Below are 16,435 nucleotides of genomic sequence, written 5' to 3'. Positions count from 1 at the left end.
TTGGCTCCTTGCTTGATTCCCCCCTGGACGCCTCCTTCATGCCTGCGCTCGATTCTGTCGTTCAGAAGCTCGAGGACCTCTCCCCCCACGGCTGGCCTCGCTTTCCTGTTGAGCGGCTCGTTGGCTGCAAGCAGATGGTCTGACACCCTGATCATAAGCTCGATGAGCTGCTGGTGGAGGAGCGTGTCCCCCCGCAGGAGCGTGAGGTCGGCAAGATGCATGCGCATCCCGTCACACTTTTCTATGAGGGCTGTTGCAGTCTCTGAATCGGTATCCATGGTGGGGAGCCCCCTCTCATGGCGCATGAGATAGAAGGGGAGAAGGATGAGGAGGCGCCTGCAGAATATTTCGTCCTCGCTCACGAGCTGTGCCTTGAAGATTCTTGCCCGACAGTGGAAGGAAACTTTATCTGGCAGCTCTGCCTCCATGTCCAGATAGCCAGGCATCTTGACAGTGTGGCGGAGGAGCAGCACGCAGGGTGAGGGAAACTTCATGCGCTGCGGCGTGCCTTTTCCGGAGCGTCCTGCAGGGCGGTGCTGAGATCGTATTCGATCATCCTCACGACCATGCTAGCGTCGTGCGTGCTCTGGCACTCCAGGTGATAGGTCACATCCTCGATGCGGAAGACGGAATCGGATATGTTGGTGCCGAGCGATCCTTCGTGCCCCTCGTTGAACTGCACGATGGGGGCATCTGTCTCGTGGCGTCGGCCGAATGCCTCGTTTATGAGGGGAATCAGGAGCTTCGGTGCGCCCGTGCATCATGGCCTTGGAGACAGAGTCGCAGATGCTGCTGCCCACAGTATGCCCCTTCCTTCTTGTGGCTCGTCGATGCTTTGCCAGGCCTCGGTCCTGCGTGTGGAGAAGAGCGTAGAAAAATAGCGAGCCAATGTTCCAATAGTTCCCTGCAAAATATCTCGCAGGATGTCAGCTGCATTCTTCCAAGACGGTTGATTTCACCTGTCATCCGCACACCCTAGGGGCAAGGCCGGATTCCTGCAGCCAGCCGAACGGCTGCGGACGGCCGCACATGGCCTCCTTCCTGCCGGAACGGTGTGCAGATTCCGTGGCGCGGCGTGCGGACGGGTTCCGGGGGCGCATGACTCAAGGGCCCTCCGGGGTGCTTCCGGCACTCATCCGAACGGCTCCGGATGGCGGTCCATGCTGTTCTCCGGAGGGCTGCCTCAGCGCTGGCCTCCCCTCCTTCCCGTGCAGGCCCTCGAGGCGCTCAGGCTCGAGGACGATGCTGTCGGGGCCGATGGGCCCTATATGGGATGCGTCGAGGAGCGCCCGAGCACCGGGCCCGAAGGCCCCGAGCAGCATGGGCGACGGGCATGGCCGGTTGCCCTTGCCCCGGGCTCCCTCCCCCTCTTCCTGGATCTTCCGGACATGCAATGTCAGCCTCTTCCTGCGGCATGCATGCAGGCCGGCCTCTCCGGCCCCCGCACCACAGGCCCTGCCACCCATCCGAACGTGTACGGCTGTCTTCCGGAACCGTTCGTATGAAGTCTGTAATTGAGCCATGAAACTTGCAGGTTGAAAATCAACCCATGAAACTTGCATGCCGTCGCTTGTCGCAGGAATGCAGGTTTCATGGGCGGGAGGGTGTATAGTGAATATGCGTTGCCACTGTTCCATCAATCTAGGAGTGCTCTATGATGAAAAGCGACATTCAGGCACATACGCATGCGCGCAGGGTCGTTGCGACGGGCCTCGCGGCCGCGCTCTCGCTCGGCGCCGCGCTCCCGGCCTCGGCCTACGCCGCGACGTCGGTGAGCGTGCAGGACACCGAGTACACCACAGCCGCCAGCGGATCCGGCTCGAGGGGCGGCACCTGGTCGTGGGACGGCAAGGACGGCATGTCCCTCGTCGACTACGACGGGGGAAAGATCGGCGCCCTCGGCGACCTCACCATCACGACGACCGGGAAGAACACCGTCGCCGCGGCCTCCAAGGACGGCAACCCGAACAACGACACCCCCGCCATCGCGGTCGCCGACGGCGACCTCACCGTTACGGGGCCCGGCTCGCTGGACGCAACGGCGGACAACGACCACGCGGTCGGGGCGATCAAGACCGTGAATGGGGACCTGAGCATCAAGGACACCACCGTCAGCGCCACCCAGAACGCGACGGACAACTACGCCCAGTCCGGAGCCATCGAGGCAGCCGACGGCTCCGTCGCCATCGAGGGCTCGACGGTCGACGCCAAGACCGTCATCGCGCCCGCGTCCGGCGAGGAGGGCAAGAAGGCGGGGACGTACGGCATATACTCCGACACCGTGGACGGGACGGAGGCAAGCGTCACCATCGACAACTCCACCGTCACGGCGTCCTCCGAGGGAGCGGCGCCAGGGTGGAACCGCGGCATCGGCGCCTACGGGAACAGCTACGTCACCAGCAGCCCGAGCGTCACCATCACTAACTCGGACGTGGTCGCCGACGGGGACCCCGCAATCACCGCGTACTCCCGCAACCCCTCCCTCCCCGGGGTTGTGAGCGTCGGCATGCCGGCGACGGTCACGCCCGCCGGCGTCCGGGGGAGGGCGATCGACGATGGCGAGTTCTACGGCATGACCATAGCGATGTCCCCCGTGAGTTCGCTCTCCTCCAGCACCAGGGAATCGGGCGGCTCCCACGTAGAGATCAGGGCCGCGGGTGACCCACAGACGGTCGACGAGAACACGTTCGGCGGCACGACCACGGCGCCCGCCGAGGCCTCGGTGCAGGAGGCCGAGTCATCCAGCCCCGCAAAGACCGGGCCGGCTGCGGCAAGGGCAGCCAAGGCCGAGCCCGCCAAGGCAGAGCCGGCTGCGGCAGAGGCGCTCCCCCTCCCGCAGACCGGGGACCGGTCGACGCCAGTGGCGGCCGTCCTCGCAACTGCGGCGGCAGGAGCCGTCGCTCTCGCCGCGGGCCTGCGCCTCCGTCTCCTTCGGAGGTAGGGAGTAGGGACGCGACTTGCGCGAGGGACGTTGGGGCATGCGGTCCTAGCCGCCGCGGCTCCCAGAAGGAGCGGACGGCCCACGTGAACTGCCTCCCATTTCTCGTTGTCCAAGAAACGGGAGGCAGTATAGCCCCAGAGTCCCGTGTCGGCGTCCTTGGCGGCCAGGACGCCGGCATCGAAGGCGACCACCAGGTCGGCGAAGGCGGGCCCGACCACCCACCCGCCGCCCGCGTCGACGATGCCGCAGAGCCCCGAGCCCTGCGGCCGGGCGAGGAGGTAGTCGGAGTGGCGGTCGGTCTGCAGGTAGGAGAAGGCAGGCTCGCACAGCCAGGCCCCACCGGCCGCCGCGATGCCGTACAACCCTGTCCCGTCGTCCCTCCTGGCCCACCGGCGCACGGCGGTGGTGTCTTCGACAACGCTGCCCTCCCCGTCCAGCCAGACGATGTCGTGGCCCGACTCGTCCAGAACCTGCGTCGTGCCGTTGTCGTAGAAGGACCAGGCGTCCGAGTACCACGGCCCGATGGCCCAGGAGCCCGTCTCGTCGGCGAAGCCCCACAGGCCCGTCTCGGCGTCCTGCACCGCGGCCAGCCCGTTGGAGGCGAAGCCGTACCCGTCGGCGTCGGAGAATCGGGCCGTGCCCACCCATTCGCCGTTGGAGCCTATGACGCGCCATGCGTCGCCGGGGTCCCCCGCCGGGCTCGCGCCGCATCCCCCGAGCGGGAGGAGGCAGGCGGCGAGCGCGCCCGCCGCGAGGGATGCGAACCCCCTCCTCGTGATGCCGCCTGTCCCCCTCATGCGATCCCCCCGTCGTGGCCCAAGCTAGGCCGCCCTGGCCAGCGCGCGCCCGTCGTCGCCCATCCGCGTCGCCTCGGCGAAGGCCGGCTGCACCACCCAGCCGCCGTCCCAGCCGACGTAGCCCCAGAGCCCCGTGTCGGCGTCCTTGGCGGCCAGGACGCCGGCGTCGAAGGCGACCACCAGGTCTGCGTAGGCGGGCTCGACGACCCACCCGCCGCCCGCGTCGACGACGCCGCAGAGGTCGGAGCCCTGCGGCCGGGCGAGGAGGAGGTCGGAGTGGTGGTCGGTGACGAGGTCGGAAAAGGTCGGACCGAGCGCCCATGTGCCGTCCATTGCCATGATGCCGCAAAGACGGGTCTCCGGGTCCATGGCGGCCTGGAGGCGCGGGCTCCTTGCCCCCTCAAGCTCGTTGCCGTCCCCGTCCAGCCAGATGATGTTGCCCGCCGTGTCCCAGCCGCTGGCCGTTCCGTTGTCGTAGAACGGGAACGCATCTGAGTATTGGGGCTCTATGGCCCAGGAGCCCGTCTCGTCGACGTAGCCCCACAGGCCCGTCCCGTCGTCCTGCGCGGGGGCGAGGCCGTTGGGGGCGAACTCGCGGGCCTCGCGGAACGCGGGCCTGACGGCCCAGGATCCCGTCTCGTCGACGAAGCCCCACAGGCCCGTCCCCTCGTCCTCGACGGCCGCAAGCCCGTTGGAGGCGAAGCCGTACCCGTCGGCGTCGGAGAAGTGCACCGTGCCGACGGGCTCGCCCTGGCTGTCTATGATGAACCACTGCGCCTTCCGCCCCGAGGCGCCGGACGGGTCCCCGCCGGCCTCGCAGCCGCAGAGGCAGAAGGCGATCGCGCCCGCCGCGAGGGATGCGAACCCCCTCCTCGTGATGCCGCCTGTCCCCCTCATGCGATCCTCCCGTCGTTGCCCAAGCTAGGCTGGCCTTGCCAGCGCGCGCCCGTCGTCGCCCATGCGCGTCGCGTCGGAGAAGGCCGGCTGCACCACCCAGCCGCCGTCCCAGCCGACGTAGCCCCAGAGGCCCGTCTCGGGGTCCTCGGCCGCCAGGACGCCGGCGTCGAAGGCGACCACCAGGTCGGCGTAGGCGGGCTCGACGACCCACCCGCCGTCTGCGTCGACGACGCCGCAGAGCCCCGAGCCCTGCGGCCGGGCGAGGAGGTAGTCGGAGTGGCGGTCGGTCTGCAGGTAGGAGAAGGCAGGCTCGCACAGCCAGGCCCCACCGGCCGCCGCGATGCCGTACAACCCTGTCCCGTCGTCCCTCCTGGCCCACCGGCGCACGGCGGTGGTGTCTTCGACAACGCTGCCCTCCCCGTCCAGCCAGACGATGTCGTGGCCCGACTCGTCCAGAACCTGCGTCGTGCCGTTGTCGTAGTACAACCAGGCGTCCGCGTATCGGGGCTCTATGGCCCAGGAGCCCGTCTCGTCGGCGAATCCCCACAGGCCCGTCTCGGCGTCCTGTACCGCCGCCAGGCCGTTGGAGGCGAACTCGCGGGCCTTGAGGAACGTCGGCTGGAGGACCCACCTCCCCGCCTCGTCGACGAAGCCCCACAGGCCCGTCCCGGCGTCCTGCACCGCGGCCAGGCCGTTGGAGGCGAAGCCGTGCTCGTCGGCGTCGGAGAAGCGGGCCGTGCCCACCCATTCGCCGTTGGAGCCTATGACGTGCCACTCCTCGCTGGGCCCCTCCGATGGGTCTGAGTCGCAACCCCCGAGCGGGAGGAGGCAGAAGGCGAGCGCGCCCGCCGCGAGGGATGCGAACCCCCTCCTCGTGATGCCGCCCGGTCCCCTCATGCGATCCTCCTATCTTTAAGTCGTTGCATCGGAGAGCCGGATATCGGATGCTTCGGTGCAATGCAGACTCTGTCGGGCAGGGACGCCGGCATGGTTCCTGGGGCGCGATGCGACCCCGCGGGGGAGAGTGGCGTCCCGCCCCACCCGGGCTTTTCCGCGGATTGGCTGGATGAGGTGGCCGACGGGCCGTCGGACGTCCTCGTGGGCATGGGGGCCACGGGCCACTGCCGGATGGCCCTCTACGCGTTCCTGGTCTCCAGGGGCTACCGGGTCGCGGTGATCGACCCGGTGCAGATGCGCGCCGCGCGCAGGCTCAGGGGGTTCGACGAGGTCAAGAGCGACCGCGCCGAGCCCCCGTGCTCACCATACCAGGCGTGTCCTACACCACCGGGGCCCAGATCGTCGCCGAGGTCGGCGACATAGCCCGGTTCCACAGTGCCTCCGCGCTCGTGAGCTACGCCGGGCTCGCCTCCTCGGCGAGCCAGTCCGGCGAGTCCGGCGGCGGGCCCATCACAAAGCGCGGCTCGCCCTACCTGCGCAGGGCACTGTGGCTCGCGGCCAGCGGGGTCCGGCGGTGCGACCCGTCCCCGGGCGCGTCCTACGAGAGGAGGCGCGCCAAGGGCAAGTGCCGCAGGGTGGCCGTGACCGCCGTGGCGCGAAGGCTCTGCCACATGGCCTTCGCGGTTATGCGGGATGGGGTCCCGTACGACCCGGCGAGGCCGGGCGGGGACCCGTCGAAGCATCCGATATCCGGTTCTCAAGGTGCGATGGAAAACGAGTGCGAATCGGTTGGATAAATCAGTCACTAGGTCTTGACTTCATATAGCTGGTCTCCCTCGTCTCGTCCCCTGCTAGGGCATCCTCGCCAGCGCGTACCCGTCGTCGCCCATCCGCGTCGCCTCGGCGAAGGCCGGCTGCACCACCCAGCCGCCGTCCCAGCCGACGTAGCCCCAGAGCCCCGTGTCGGCGTCCTTGGCGGCCAGGACGCCGGCGTCGAAGGCGACCACCAGGTCTGCGTAGGCGGGCTCGACGACCCACCCGCCGCCCGCGTCGACGACGCCGCAGAGGTCGGAGCCCTGCGGCCGGGCGAGGAGGTAGTCGGAGTGGCGGTCGGTCTGCAGGTAGGAGAAGGCAGGCTCGCACAGCCAGGCCCCGTCGGCCGCCGCGATGCCGTACAACCCTGTCCCGTCGTCCCTCTTGGCCCACGGGCGCACGGAGGTTGCACCCACGGCGACCTTGCCCTCCTCGTCCAGCCAGACGATGTCGAGGCTCGACTCGTCCTGTACCTGCGTCGTGCCGTTGTCGTAGAACGACCAGGCGTCGGCGTATTGGGGATCTATGGTCCAGGATCCTGACTCGTCGACGAAGCCCCATCTGCCGGTCTCTGCGTCCTGCGCCGCCGCCAGTCCGTTGGGGGCGAACTTGCGGGCCCTGAGGAACGTCGGCTGGACGGCCCAGGATCCCGTCTCGTCGACGAAGCCCCACAGGCCAGTCTCCTCGTCCTCGACGGCCGCAAGTCCGTTGGCCGCGAAGCCGTACCCGTCGGCGTCCGAGAAGCGGGCCGCGCCCACCCAGTCGCCGCTGGAGCCTATGACGCGCCACCGCGCCCCCTGTTCCGAGGCGCCGGACGGGTCCCCGCCGGCCTCGCAGCCGCAGAGGCAGGCGGCGAGCAAGCCCGCCGCGAGGGAGGCGAACCCCCTCCTCGTGATGCCGCCTGTCCCCATCGTGCGATCCTCCCGTCGTGGCCCAAGCTAGGCCGCCCTGGCCAGAGCGCGCCCGTCGTCGCCCATGCGCGTCGCCTCGGCGAAGGAGGGCCGCACCACCCAGCCGCCGTCCCAGCCGACGTAGCCCCAGAGGCCCGTCTCGGGGTCCTTCGCCGCAAGCGGGTCGGCGTCGAAGGCGACCACCAGGTCGGCGTAGGCGGGCTCGACGACCCACCCGCCGCCCGCGTCGACGACGCCGCAGAGGTCGGAGCCCTGCGGCCGGGCGAGGAGGTAGTCGGAGTGGCCGTCGGTGGCGAGGTCGGCGAAGGCGGGCTCGAGCGCCCACGTGCCGTCACGCGCGATGATGCCCCAGAGCCCGGTTGTCGGGTCCTCCCTCGCCTGGGGGCGCGGGCTCCCCCCTCCCTCCAGCTCGTTGCCCTCCCCGTCCAGCCAGACGATGTCGTGGCCCGACTCGTCCAGGGCGTCACCCGTGCCGTTGTCGTAGAACATCCAGGCGTTCGAGTATTTCGGCTCTATGGCCCAGTTGCCCGACTCGTCGATGAAGCCCCATCTGCCGGTCTCTGCGTCCTGCGCCGCCGCCAGCCCATTTCGGGCGAACTCGCGGGCCTTCCGGAACGTCGGGCCGATGACCCACCTCCCCGACTCGTCGACGTATCCCCACAGCTCCGTCCCGGCATCCTGCACCGCGGCCAGGCCGTTGGAGGCGAAGCCGTACTCGTCGGCGTCGGAGAAGCGGGCCGTGCCTACCCAGTCGCCGCTGGAGTTTATGACGCGCCACTTCCCGTCGGAGGTGTCCGCGGGTCCCGCGCCGCAGCTACAGATAACGACGGTCGCTGCTGCCACACAAAGCGCAACTGCAATGCAGGTTGCCCTTTGCATTTCCCTCAGTCTTCTCACGCAGCCCCCTCTCTAGTCCGATGGACACGGATGTGCCCACGCAAGATCATCAGGATTACTGGCAACCTGGTAATTTGTGACATGCCCAGCCTCCTCATATGACCAAGCATTGCCGGAGGTGGACTTTGCCCCACCCTCTGGCTCTGATTCTGCCCAGTCGAGGTAGCTGTCATAGGTGGCACCGCCATTGGTGTTGTCGTAGCGATACTGGCTGTAGGCATTGGTGAATTTCTGACGATCCTCATCGTTGGCAAACCCGGGGGCCACGACGTATGCGCCGTCCCCGCTTGCGTCCGAGACGAGCGTGCCGTACTCGTAGAAGCTGTAATGGGCTTCCGTGTCCGCCCGATCGAGCTCGAAGACGGTGCCTATCGAGTGGTTGGCGGCACTTTGCTCTCTGTAGCTTTCGACGGTGCCGGCGACCAGGCTCCTCGCGGTGCCGAGGACGGGAATGCCGTCGAGGACCTTGTCAGTGACCGCGTCGCCGGCGGCTTCAATAAGGCCCTCCCCGGCGGCTTGGTACTCGTTCTTGTAGTTCCTGCCCGCGACGATGTCGCGCATCTCGGAGAACGCGGCGTTGACGTCCGTCGTCGCGGTCATTGCGACGAAGCCGCCGTAGGAGTAGTGGCCGTCCCCTCCGTCGGCCGAGACGTCCACTTGCCCTCCGTATGTGACCTCCGTGTAGGTGTATGCGTGCTCCTCGCCCTTGCCGTCTTGGACGGTCTCGGACCTGTTGTGGCTCACCTTGATGTTCGGGCCCAGCTCCTTGAGGGCGGCTTCCGCAGTGGTGTACGAGTCGAAGCCCTTGGTACGCGTGTACGTCCTTCCGCTGGCAAGGAGGCCCGCCGCGGTGCTCGCGAGGAGCCTCTCCGTGTCGCCCAGCGGGGAGTTGGCCTGAAAGGCCGCCGATGTCATCGCGACGGCATAGGCGGAGAGGAACCCCGCGAGGCCGTCCCGCATGGAGTATCGGACCATATAGACCTCGCTGGGGCTCTGGTAGTTCGAATAGCCGATATGGCTATCCCCTCGCATGACCAATAGCCGTCGTCGAGGAACCGCTCGAGCAGCGTGGAGTCGCCTTCGACGGCCTGGCTGCCCGCCCTCCGGTAGAGCTCCGCGACGGCGGTCGCCTCCCCGTCGGTCCACAGCTCGACGGGCCTGTCGAAGATTCCCTCGAGCGTCCCGTCATCGAGCTCGCCATTGCTGTACAGGTCCTCGAGGGACTTGACGCTGCTCCCAAGCATGTCCTTGAGCTCGCCGATCCAGCTCGCGTCCGCCGCGCTGGGCCAACCGACGCCGCTCTTGCTGAACTCGGATCCTGATAGGGAGGCTGTGCCCCTGGCCAGCGTGGCGAGCATGTCGGAGCAGGAGCCGGCGCCCTCGTAGATCCCGTTGGTGGTGCCCAGGTAGTCCGCGATCCTGTCGAGCATGTCTTGGGCGGCGATGCGAGCCCGGTCGCACCAGTAGCGCATGAGCGAGAGCCCGGCGCTGAAGCCAGGGTCGTTGCCGTAGGGCGTGCACTCCAGCTCTGCGATCCTGTCGAGCATGTTCTGGGCTTCGTCCCTCTTCCGTACGTACTCGTCCTCGTTGACCTCGGCGACGGCTCCAAAGTTGGACGAGAGCGCGTCCCTGACCGTGTCGTCTGCCGACTTGACCCTCTCGAGGGCCTCTGTGATGCCCGCGTAGAGCACGCTGTAGTTGCTGAGCCGACTGCGTGCTGCGTCCCACGCCTCGGCCGTGAGGTAGGTGTCGTTGCAAAACTCGCTCACCGCCTGTCGACGCTCCGAGCACTCTTCGCCGGCCCTGTCCATCATGGTCGACTTCCTGTCGAGCATCGAGATGAGTTCGGCTGGTCTGATGATTGCCCCCATGCGCCCCTCCTTCTCAGCGGGACATGAGCTCGTCCCAGGCGGCAAAGTCGCCAGCGACGCTGCTGATTGCCGCTGCGTCCAGGTTCACCTCGGTCGCCGCATTTGCCATGAGCGAGCGTATGGCGTCTGCCGTGCTCTTGGCACCTGCGGCGGCGCTCGTGTTGTCGCCGTCGACGCCTCCGACCTCTTCGGCCTCGAAGTCTGTGGTGATGCTGTCCGTATACGACCTGGCAAGGTCCTCGTTCGAGAGCCTCTCGCCGTCACCTGCCATATCGGCTGCCTCCCTGCATCGGGTTGCCCCACCGTCCTACATCGGGGGCGCTGCGGGCGCCGTTCGCCTCCCGATCGTTGCGTGCCCAGCGGGCAAACTCGTCATCGACCGACTCCATGTCGTTCTCGATGGAGCGCCTCTCGGCATCGAGCTCCTGCAGCCGCTCGTCACAGCCGTAGGCTATGTCGAGCATGGACTGGTTCACGCCATCCTGCAGCTCAGCCACATTGGCATCCATGTCGGGAATCCCGCGCGTCAGGTAGGCGAACTCGTCTGACCACGCGCGCATGTCGCGGCCGATCATCTCCAGGGCCTCGTTTCCCTGCTCGGCACGCTCGCGGCTCTTGCGGTTCTGGTCGAGACGATCCTCGAGCGCGAGGCGAGCCCTCCTGTAGTCGTCAACGTTCACCAGACCTCCCCTTCTCGGGTACGTTGCCCCTATGCTCTCGCCGTCTCGCGGGCAGGCCCGATCGGCGCCGCCCGCGTGCGTCACGTACACTATAGTCCTCTTCGCGTCGCCGATCGCCGAGACCGGCCCGACGGCACGGGGTCCAGCGCGGCGACCGGGCTTGAGGCAGGTGCCGCCATCGAGCTTGTGGACGGTCGTTGGGCGGCTCTAGAGGCAGAAACCAGCGAAGCCAGGGTCGGTGGCGGGGTCGCCAGCCTGGGGAGACTGCGCGAGGAATTGATTCCCAACGCCGATGCTCGTGTGCGACCCCCAGAGTTCATGGCGGTGATCACGGGCGTATCGGAGTACGCCCATCTCGTGGAGCAGGGTGTCTGTGCGGTTCCCACACGGGCGCTCACTGCATGGGCGCTCCCCGTACCGTTGGCTGGCAAGCTCGTTATGTCGCGCTGTCGAACTGGCTCAGGTAGAGCTTGGCATAGCGTCCACCGCGTGTTAGCAGCTCGTCGTGCGTGCCCTTCTCCTTCACGTCGCCGTCCTCCATGTAGAGGATGAGGTCGGCGTTGCGGATGGTGGAGAGGCGGTGCGCGATCACGAAGCTCGTGCGACCGCGCATGAGGGTGTCCATGGCCTGCTGCACCTTGAGTTCGGTGCGGGTGTCCACGCTGGAGGTGGCCTCGTCGAGGATCAGCAGCGGCGCATCCTTTACCATGGCGCGTGCGATGGTGATGAGCTGGCGCTGGCCGGCGCTGATGGAGTCGGGTTCCAGCATGGTGTCGTAGCCCTGGGGCAGGCTCTGCACGTAGCCTGTGAGTCCGCAGGCGTCACAGGCGGCGTCCAACTGGGCGCCGGTCACGCCCGGCGTGTCGAACGCGATGTTCTCGCGCAGCGTCCCCTGGAAGAACCAGGTGTCCTGCAGCACCATGGCGAACTGGTCGCGCAGGTTGGCGCGGGTGAGGTCTGCCGTGCTGGTGCCGTCGATGCGTATAGAGCCCCCGTCCACCTCGTAGAACCTCATGAGGAGGTTCACCAGCGTGGTCTTGCCGGCACCGGTGGGGCCCACGATGGCGACCTTCTGGCCGGGCTTTGCGGCCGCGCTGAAGTCGTGGATGATCTCACGTGAGGAATCGTAGCCAAAGCGCACGTGGTCGAACTCCACGTTGCCGGCGGCACGCCTGATATGTGCGGTCTTCTCGGACTCGTCGGAGACCTCGTCCTGTGCCAGGAAGTCGAACACGCGGTCAGAGGCTGCAGCCATGGTCTGCACCGACGTCGCCGCCTGGGCTATGGTCTGCAGCGGCTGGGTGAACAGGCGGATGTAGATCATGAAGGCCACCACGGTGCCAAAGCTGATGGTGCCCTCCAGTGCCAAGGCGCCACCCATGATGCACACCACCACGTAGGCGAAGTTGCCGATGAAGGTCATGAGGGGCATCATCATGCCGCTGAGGAAGGCGCTCTTCCAGGCTGCGTCGTACAGCGTGGTGTTGCGCTGGCGGAAGCGCTGGCGCTCGCCTTGCTGACCATTCATGACCTTCACCACGTCCAGGGCGCCCATGACCTCCTCCACCTGGGAGTCAACGCTGGCGAGCGCCCTCTGCTGGCGGGCAAAGTAGGGTTGCGAGCGCTTGATGATGCCCATGGAGAGCCACATGCCGAGAAGTGCCGTGGCAATGCCCGCCAGGGCCATCTGCCAGTTGGTGGCAAACATCACGATTGCCGCACCGACCAACTGCGCCACTCCGATGACCAGCTGCGACACGGACTGGTTGAGGCTCTGGCCCACGGAGTCCACGTCGTTGCTCATGAGCGACAGCGTGTCGCCCTGCGGGGTGGAGTCCAGGTAGCGCAGGGGCAGGCGGTCGATCTTTGCCGTCATGTCGCGACGCATGCCGCGCGTGAGGTCCTGCGTCACGTTCGCCATGATCCAGCCTTGGGCGTAGTTGGCGGCAAATCCCAGCAGGTAGATAAGGGCGAGCGTGGCTCCTATGCGGCCTATGGTCGCGATGTCGATGGTGCCCCCGATGCCCTGGGTTATGAGGTCGCTGATTTGCCCCAGGCGTCCCGGTCCCATGAGGTTCAGGACGGCGCCGGCAACCGCCAGCACGACGGCAAGCAACACCACCTTCGCGTACCGGTGGGCGTAGCGGGCCAGCCTGCCGAGCGCTGAGCCGAGGTCGACCTTCTCGCCCGTGCCCACGGGCATCTCTCCTGGCTTAGGCATGTGCAATCTCCTCCTTGGAAAGCTGCGAGCTGACGATCTCTTGGTAGGTGGGGCAGCTCCGCATGAGCTCGTCGTGCGTGACCTCGTGCCCCGCGTTGCCGTACGACACGTTGCTGGCGACGGTGCCGGCAAAGAGCGTCGTCGTTTGAGGCACGTAGCCTATGCGCTGGTGCAGCTGCGTTGACGTGTACTCTCGCACGTCGTGGCCGTCTACCAGCACCTGTCCGGAGGTGGCATCGAACAGCCTGTCCACCAGCTGCACCAGCGTCGTCTTGCCCGAACCGGTGGCGCCGATGAAGGCCACGGTCTGGCCCGGCTCCGCGCGGAAGCTCACGCCGTCCAGGGCGCGGGCACCGTCATCCGGATAGCTAAAGCTGACGTTGCGGAACTCCACGGTGCCCTTCTCGTCCGTGGTTTCGACGCCCGGTCCATCCTGGACCTGCGGCGTGCGCTCGATGACCTCCATCACGCGGCCTGCCGACACCTGCGCCCTGGGATAGAGGATGAACACCATGGATAGCAGCATGAAGCTCATGATGATCTGGATGGCGTAGTTGCTAAAGACAATCATCTGCGAGAAGAGCGTGAGGCCCGAGCCGTCGGTCAGGCCCTGGATGAGATAGGCGCCTATCCAGTAGATGGCCAGGGTGAGCGCGGAGGACTCCAGCGTCAGGATGGGATTGATCACCGCCGTGGCGCGGTTTGCCACGGTGTTGGTGCGGGTGATCTCCCTGTTCGCGACCGAGAAGCGGTCCTGCTCGTACCGCTCCGCGTTGTAGGCATGAACGGGGCGGATGCCCTGCAGATGCTCCTGCGTCAGGCGGTTGATGTTGTCGGTCAGGCCCTGGATGCGCTGGTAGCGCGGCACGGCGATGGACATAGTGACGCCCAGCACGATGCACAGGGTGACTGCTGCCACCACGGTGGCGCAGGTCCACTGCCAGCCGTAGCCCATGATCTTGACGACGGCCCACACCACCATGATGGGAGCCTTGATGATGGCGGAAAGTCCCATGGACACCAGGGTCTGGATCTGCGTGATGTCGTTGGTGCAGCGGTTGACCAGACTGGCGGCGCCCATCTGGTCCACGTCCGCTTTGGAGAGGTCGAGCGCGTGGTCGAACACCTCCTGGCGCAGCGTGGCGGCAAGCCCGGCGGCCACCTTGTTGCCGTAGTAGGTCGCGGCCACGGTGGACACCATGGAGCTAAGCGCGCAGAGGACCATCATGAGGCCCTGCCACAGGATCGCGTACAGGGAGGAGCCGGCGGTCTCGGCCAGCGTGGTGATGTTGGCCATGTAGTCGGGCAGGGTCAGGTCCAGCCACACCTGCACGACCACGAAGGCCAGGACCACGAGGCACTGCCAGCGCTGCTTCCCGTCAAGGTATTGGAGTGTCTTGAGCATCAGCGCCCCTTCTCGTCGTTTGTAGCTAGTGGTAGAAGTAACAAATAGTAGAAGCTAAATGGGGGAGAAGAGCGTCCTATCGGAACGGATCGTCCTTCTCGCCCGTAACGGCGTGCGCGATCTTCTGGACGAGGCGAGTCAGCTCCTTCTGCTCGGAGGCGTCGAGCACGGCCATCAGCCGGCTGGTGTTCCGGACGGCCTCGAGGTAGCGCTCCTCGCCGAAGGACCTTCCCAAAGGCGTGATGGTCACGATGACGCCGCGTCGGTCGTCGGGGTTTATGTCGCGTGTGACGTAGCCCTTTCGCTGGAGCGCCTTCAAGGTGTTCGCGATGCGTGAGGTGGTCACGTTGAGAGCCTCGGCAAGGTCGGACGGGGCCGCCGAGCCTCCGTGCGACTCCAGGAAGCCCAGCACGCCAATCTCGCCGCGCGACACCTGCGGCGCGTTCGAGAGGCTGCGGCTCTGGATCTGGCCCATCGCACGCGTCACGCGGCCTGCGGGGGAGTTCTCCTCCTGCCGCAGCTGCTGCCTGGTCTTCTCGTCCAAGATGCCTCCAACACGAAGTAGTTTTTACTAGAAGATAGTATTGCCAAACATGGGTACTTCAGGCGAGGCAAACATGAGCTTCACAACGCAACCATCTCTCCCATGGGGCCGCCTGGCAAAGCCTGGCTGGCGGCGAGCAGGCGGATGTCCTTCTCGACGTCTGCCAGGGTGGCGCGCTGCAGCTGGTCCTCGAGCGCGCGCTGCGCCGCCTCAAGCCTGCTGTCCAGGGCGGCGTGGATGTTGCCGCCCACAGGGCACTGCGGGCAGGGGCTCTCGTGGAAGTGGAAGAGCGAGTCCGCGTCGCTTTGGTCCACGGCGTGCCACAGGTCCAAGAGCGTTATCTGATCCAGGGGCCTAGCCAGTGTGATGCCGGTCTTGCCCTTGCTTGAGCTGATGATGCCCGCCTGCTTGAGCATGCCCATGATCGTACGCACCATGACGGGACTCGTGCCGATGCTTCCCGCGAGGAAGGTGCTGGTCACGGGCCTCGTGTCACCAAAGTAGTCTATGGCGCACACCATGTGCGCCGCCATCGTGAGCCTGCTGGTTATCTGCATTCGTTCACCTATTCCGTAACAACAACCTTGCCAAAGCCCTTCGAGCCCTCCAGGAAGCGGTGGGCGTCTGCCATGTGGCCAAGCGAAAAGACCGCTGCGGGTCCGACGTCCACGTCCTTCTCCTCCACGTACGAGACGAGTCCGGCAAGCCGTCCCTCATCCACGTTTCCCGAGTAGAAGCTGGTGAGAAAGCCGTTGCTCGGCAGGTCGACGATGGGGTCGAAGTCCTCCATGTACCATACGCCGCCCAGCTGGCCTGTGCTGCAGACGATGCCACCCGCAGACACATGGCTGCACGTGTCCCTAAGGGTTGCCGGTCCTACAAGCTCCAGGACACGCTGGTAGGGACGACCCTCCACCTGCAGCGTCCCGTCCAGGTCAAGCACCGTGTCGTCGTATCCGCCCTTGAGCAGCAGGCCTGTGCGCGCCTCGCTGCGGGTGGTGCCCACAAGGTGCAGCCCCGGAGCCATGGAGCGAGCCAGCTTCGCGAACGCCATGCCAACGCCACTGGTTGCGCCGCGTACGAGGACCGTCTGCCCTGCCTCCAGGTGCAGGTTGAGGAGGGAGCCGTAGGCGGTGTAGCAGGTCTCGGGGATGGCCGCGAGAGCTTCCCAAGGGAGGCTCGACTCGATGGGATGGATTTGCTCGTTGGGGAGAAGTGCGTAGTCCGCATAGCTGCCATCGAAGGCGCGGCCCATCTCGCCCATGATGGAGACCACCTCCTGGCCCACGGGCAGACGTGAGGGGTCGGTCGTTGCCGCGACCTCGCCCACGCACTCGATTCCGAGGACCCGCGGGAGGCGTACCGAGGGCGAGAGCCCCTGGCGCGTGAACACCTCGGAGTGGTTGAGGCCGCGAGCACGTACGCGCCCGCGCGACCATCCCGGCCTCAATGCGGGTACGGGGCGCCGCTCTAGACGCAGGACCTCGGGTCCGCCGGCCTCGTGTACCACGATGGCACGCATAGATTCGGGAATGGAAGTTGCCATCGAAAGACCTCCTCT

18 protein-coding genes and 1 pseudogene are annotated in these 16,435 nt (G+C 66.7%); 4 read left to right on the top strand and 15 right to left on the bottom strand.

Features of this window, described 5'->3' with window-relative positions:
- Positions 1-8: 8 nt before the first annotated feature.
- Entirely contained in the window at positions 9-143 is a 135-nt protein-coding gene (locus ACO59D_RS01810; RefSeq protein WP_485125519.1) for a hypothetical protein, read from the top strand.
- 347 nt (positions 144-490) lie between these two features.
- Here the strand turns inward: ACO59D_RS01810 and ACO59D_RS01805 are convergent, their stop codons facing one another.
- Positions 491-682: a hypothetical protein gene (locus tag ACO59D_RS01805; protein WP_485125518.1), complete on the bottom strand. Its 192-nt coding sequence runs from the start codon at positions 680-682 to the stop codon at positions 491-493.
- 972 nt (positions 683-1,654) lie between these two features.
- On the opposite strand from ACO59D_RS01805, the gene ACO59D_RS01800 reads away from it, so the two are divergent.
- Positions 1,655-2,941: a hypothetical protein gene (locus ACO59D_RS01800; RefSeq protein WP_485125562.1), complete on the top strand. Its 1,287-nt coding sequence runs from the start codon at positions 1,655-1,657 to the stop codon at positions 2,939-2,941.
- 488 nt (positions 2,942-3,429) lie between these two features.
- Here ACO59D_RS01800 and ACO59D_RS01795 read toward each other — a convergent pair.
- The 3 genes and pseudogenes from ACO59D_RS01795 to ACO59D_RS01785 form a co-directional block, all read right to left on the bottom strand.
- Positions 3,430-3,738, bottom strand: a pseudogene (locus tag ACO59D_RS01795) (WG repeat-containing protein); the annotation flags it as partial.
- Between the two features lie 24 nt (positions 3,739-3,762).
- Positions 3,763-4,635, bottom strand: a complete 873-nt coding sequence (locus tag ACO59D_RS01790) for a WG repeat-containing protein (RefSeq protein ID WP_485125517.1) — start codon at positions 4,633-4,635, stop codon at positions 3,763-3,765.
- Between the two features lie 24 nt (positions 4,636-4,659).
- Entirely contained in the window at positions 4,660-5,532 is an 873-nt protein-coding gene (locus tag ACO59D_RS01785; RefSeq protein WP_485125516.1) for a WG repeat-containing protein, read from the bottom strand.
- A gap of 60 nt (positions 5,533-5,592) precedes the next feature.
- Here ACO59D_RS01785 and ACO59D_RS01780 point away from each other — a divergent pair, with 60 nt between their 5' ends.
- The gene (locus tag ACO59D_RS01780; protein WP_485125515.1) at positions 5,593-5,955 is read left to right on the top strand and encodes an IS110 family transposase; all 363 of its coding nucleotides are present in this window, start codon (positions 5,593-5,595) and stop codon (positions 5,953-5,955) included.
- Positions 5,889-6,329 carry a transposase gene (locus tag ACO59D_RS01775; protein ID WP_485125514.1) on the top strand — a complete coding sequence of 147 codons (441 nt, stop codon included), beginning with the start codon at positions 5,889-5,891 and terminating at the stop codon, positions 6,327-6,329. Before ACO59D_RS01780 ends, ACO59D_RS01775 begins: the two co-directional genes overlap by 67 nt.
- A 54-nt stretch (positions 6,330-6,383) precedes the next feature.
- Here ACO59D_RS01775 and ACO59D_RS01770 read toward each other — a convergent pair whose 3' ends face one another.
- The 11 genes from ACO59D_RS01770 to ACO59D_RS01720 all read right to left on the bottom strand — a co-directional run bounded on the left by ACO59D_RS01770 (position 6,384) and on the right by ACO59D_RS01720 (position 16,420).
- Positions 6,384-7,256 carry a WG repeat-containing protein gene (locus ACO59D_RS01770; protein ID WP_485125513.1) on the bottom strand — a complete coding sequence of 291 codons (873 nt, stop codon included), beginning with the start codon at positions 7,254-7,256 and terminating at the stop codon, positions 6,384-6,386.
- A 27-nt stretch (positions 7,257-7,283) separates the two neighbouring features.
- Positions 7,284-8,099: a WG repeat-containing protein gene (locus ACO59D_RS01765; RefSeq protein ID WP_485125512.1), complete on the bottom strand. Its 816-nt coding sequence runs from the start codon at positions 8,097-8,099 to the stop codon at positions 7,284-7,286.
- A 66-nt stretch (positions 8,100-8,165) separates the two neighbouring features.
- Entirely contained in the window at positions 8,166-9,128 is a 963-nt protein-coding gene (locus ACO59D_RS01760) for a hypothetical protein (RefSeq protein ID WP_485125511.1), read from the bottom strand.
- The gene (locus ACO59D_RS01755; protein WP_485125510.1) at positions 9,065-10,024 is read right to left on the bottom strand and encodes a hypothetical protein; all 960 of its coding nucleotides are present in this window, start codon (positions 10,022-10,024) and stop codon (positions 9,065-9,067) included. The genes ACO59D_RS01760 and ACO59D_RS01755 overlap by 64 nt, the downstream gene beginning before the upstream one ends.
- A gap of 13 nt (positions 10,025-10,037) precedes the next feature.
- A complete protein-coding gene (locus tag ACO59D_RS01750) occupies positions 10,038-10,295 on the bottom strand; it encodes a hypothetical protein (protein WP_130811158.1) in 258 nt (85 codons plus the stop codon).
- Positions 10,285-10,704: a hypothetical protein gene (locus ACO59D_RS01745; RefSeq protein ID WP_485125509.1), complete on the bottom strand. Its 420-nt coding sequence runs from the start codon at positions 10,702-10,704 to the stop codon at positions 10,285-10,287. Before ACO59D_RS01745 ends, ACO59D_RS01750 begins: the two co-directional genes overlap by 11 nt.
- A gap of 436 nt (positions 10,705-11,140) precedes the next feature.
- Positions 11,141-12,925 (bottom strand): ABC transporter ATP-binding protein, encoded by a 1,785-nt coding sequence (locus tag ACO59D_RS01740; RefSeq protein ID WP_485125508.1) that lies wholly within the window; start codon positions 12,923-12,925, stop codon positions 11,141-11,143.
- Positions 12,918-14,330, bottom strand: a complete 1,413-nt coding sequence (locus ACO59D_RS01735) for an ABC transporter ATP-binding protein (protein ID WP_485125507.1) — start codon at positions 14,328-14,330, stop codon at positions 12,918-12,920. The genes ACO59D_RS01740 and ACO59D_RS01735 overlap by 8 nt, the downstream gene beginning before the upstream one ends.
- A gap of 76 nt (positions 14,331-14,406) precedes the next feature.
- A complete protein-coding gene (locus ACO59D_RS01730) occupies positions 14,407-14,874 on the bottom strand; it encodes a MarR family winged helix-turn-helix transcriptional regulator (RefSeq protein ID WP_485125506.1) in 468 nt (155 codons plus the stop codon).
- An 80-nt stretch (positions 14,875-14,954) separates the two neighbouring features.
- Positions 14,955-15,431 (bottom strand): Rrf2 family transcriptional regulator, encoded by a 477-nt coding sequence (locus ACO59D_RS01725; RefSeq protein WP_485125505.1) that lies wholly within the window; start codon positions 15,429-15,431, stop codon positions 14,955-14,957.
- An 8-nt stretch (positions 15,432-15,439) separates the two neighbouring features.
- Complete coding sequence (locus tag ACO59D_RS01720; RefSeq protein ID WP_485125504.1) at positions 15,440-16,420, bottom strand: zinc-binding dehydrogenase; 981 nt, start codon at positions 16,418-16,420, stop codon at positions 15,440-15,442.
- Positions 16,421-16,435 lie beyond the last annotated feature (15 nt).

The organism is Tractidigestivibacter sp. (assembly GCF_057241865.1).
Note: the sequence above shows the minus strand (reverse complement) of the source record. Positions and strands in the feature narration are given on the sequence as shown.

Coding starts and splice junctions, on each gene's coding strand:
- ACO59D_RS01735 (WP_485125507.1), bottom strand. CDS start 14,330: ATGCTCAAGACACTCCAATACCTTGACGGGAAGCAGCGCTGGCAGTGC.
- ACO59D_RS01755 (WP_485125510.1), bottom strand. CDS start 10,024: ATGGGGGCAATCATCAGACCAGCCGAACTCATCTCGATGCTCGACAGG.
- ACO59D_RS01800 (WP_485125562.1), top strand. CDS start 1,655: ATGATGAAAAGCGACATTCAGGCACATACGCATGCGCGCAGGGTCGTT.
- ACO59D_RS01740 (WP_485125508.1), bottom strand. CDS start 12,925: ATGCCTAAGCCAGGAGAGATGCCCGTGGGCACGGGCGAGAAGGTCGAC.
- ACO59D_RS01720 (WP_485125504.1), bottom strand. CDS start 16,420: ATGGCAACTTCCATTCCCGAATCTATGCGTGCCATCGTGGTACACGAG.
- ACO59D_RS01790 (WP_485125517.1), bottom strand. CDS start 4,635: ATGAGGGGGACAGGCGGCATCACGAGGAGGGGGTTCGCATCCCTCGCG.
- ACO59D_RS01725 (WP_485125505.1), bottom strand. CDS start 15,431: ATGCAGATAACCAGCAGGCTCACGATGGCGGCGCACATGGTGTGCGCC.
- ACO59D_RS01770 (WP_485125513.1), bottom strand. CDS start 7,256: ATGGGGACAGGCGGCATCACGAGGAGGGGGTTCGCCTCCCTCGCGGCG.
- ACO59D_RS01760 (WP_485125511.1), bottom strand. CDS start 9,128: ATGGTCCGATACTCCATGCGGGACGGCCTCGCGGGGTTCCTCTCCGCC.
- ACO59D_RS01785 (WP_485125516.1), bottom strand. CDS start 5,532: ATGAGGGGACCGGGCGGCATCACGAGGAGGGGGTTCGCATCCCTCGCG.
- ACO59D_RS01780 (WP_485125515.1), top strand. CDS start 5,593: ATGCAGACTCTGTCGGGCAGGGACGCCGGCATGGTTCCTGGGGCGCGA.
- ACO59D_RS01750 (WP_130811158.1), bottom strand. CDS start 10,295: ATGGCAGGTGACGGCGAGAGGCTCTCGAACGAGGACCTTGCCAGGTCG.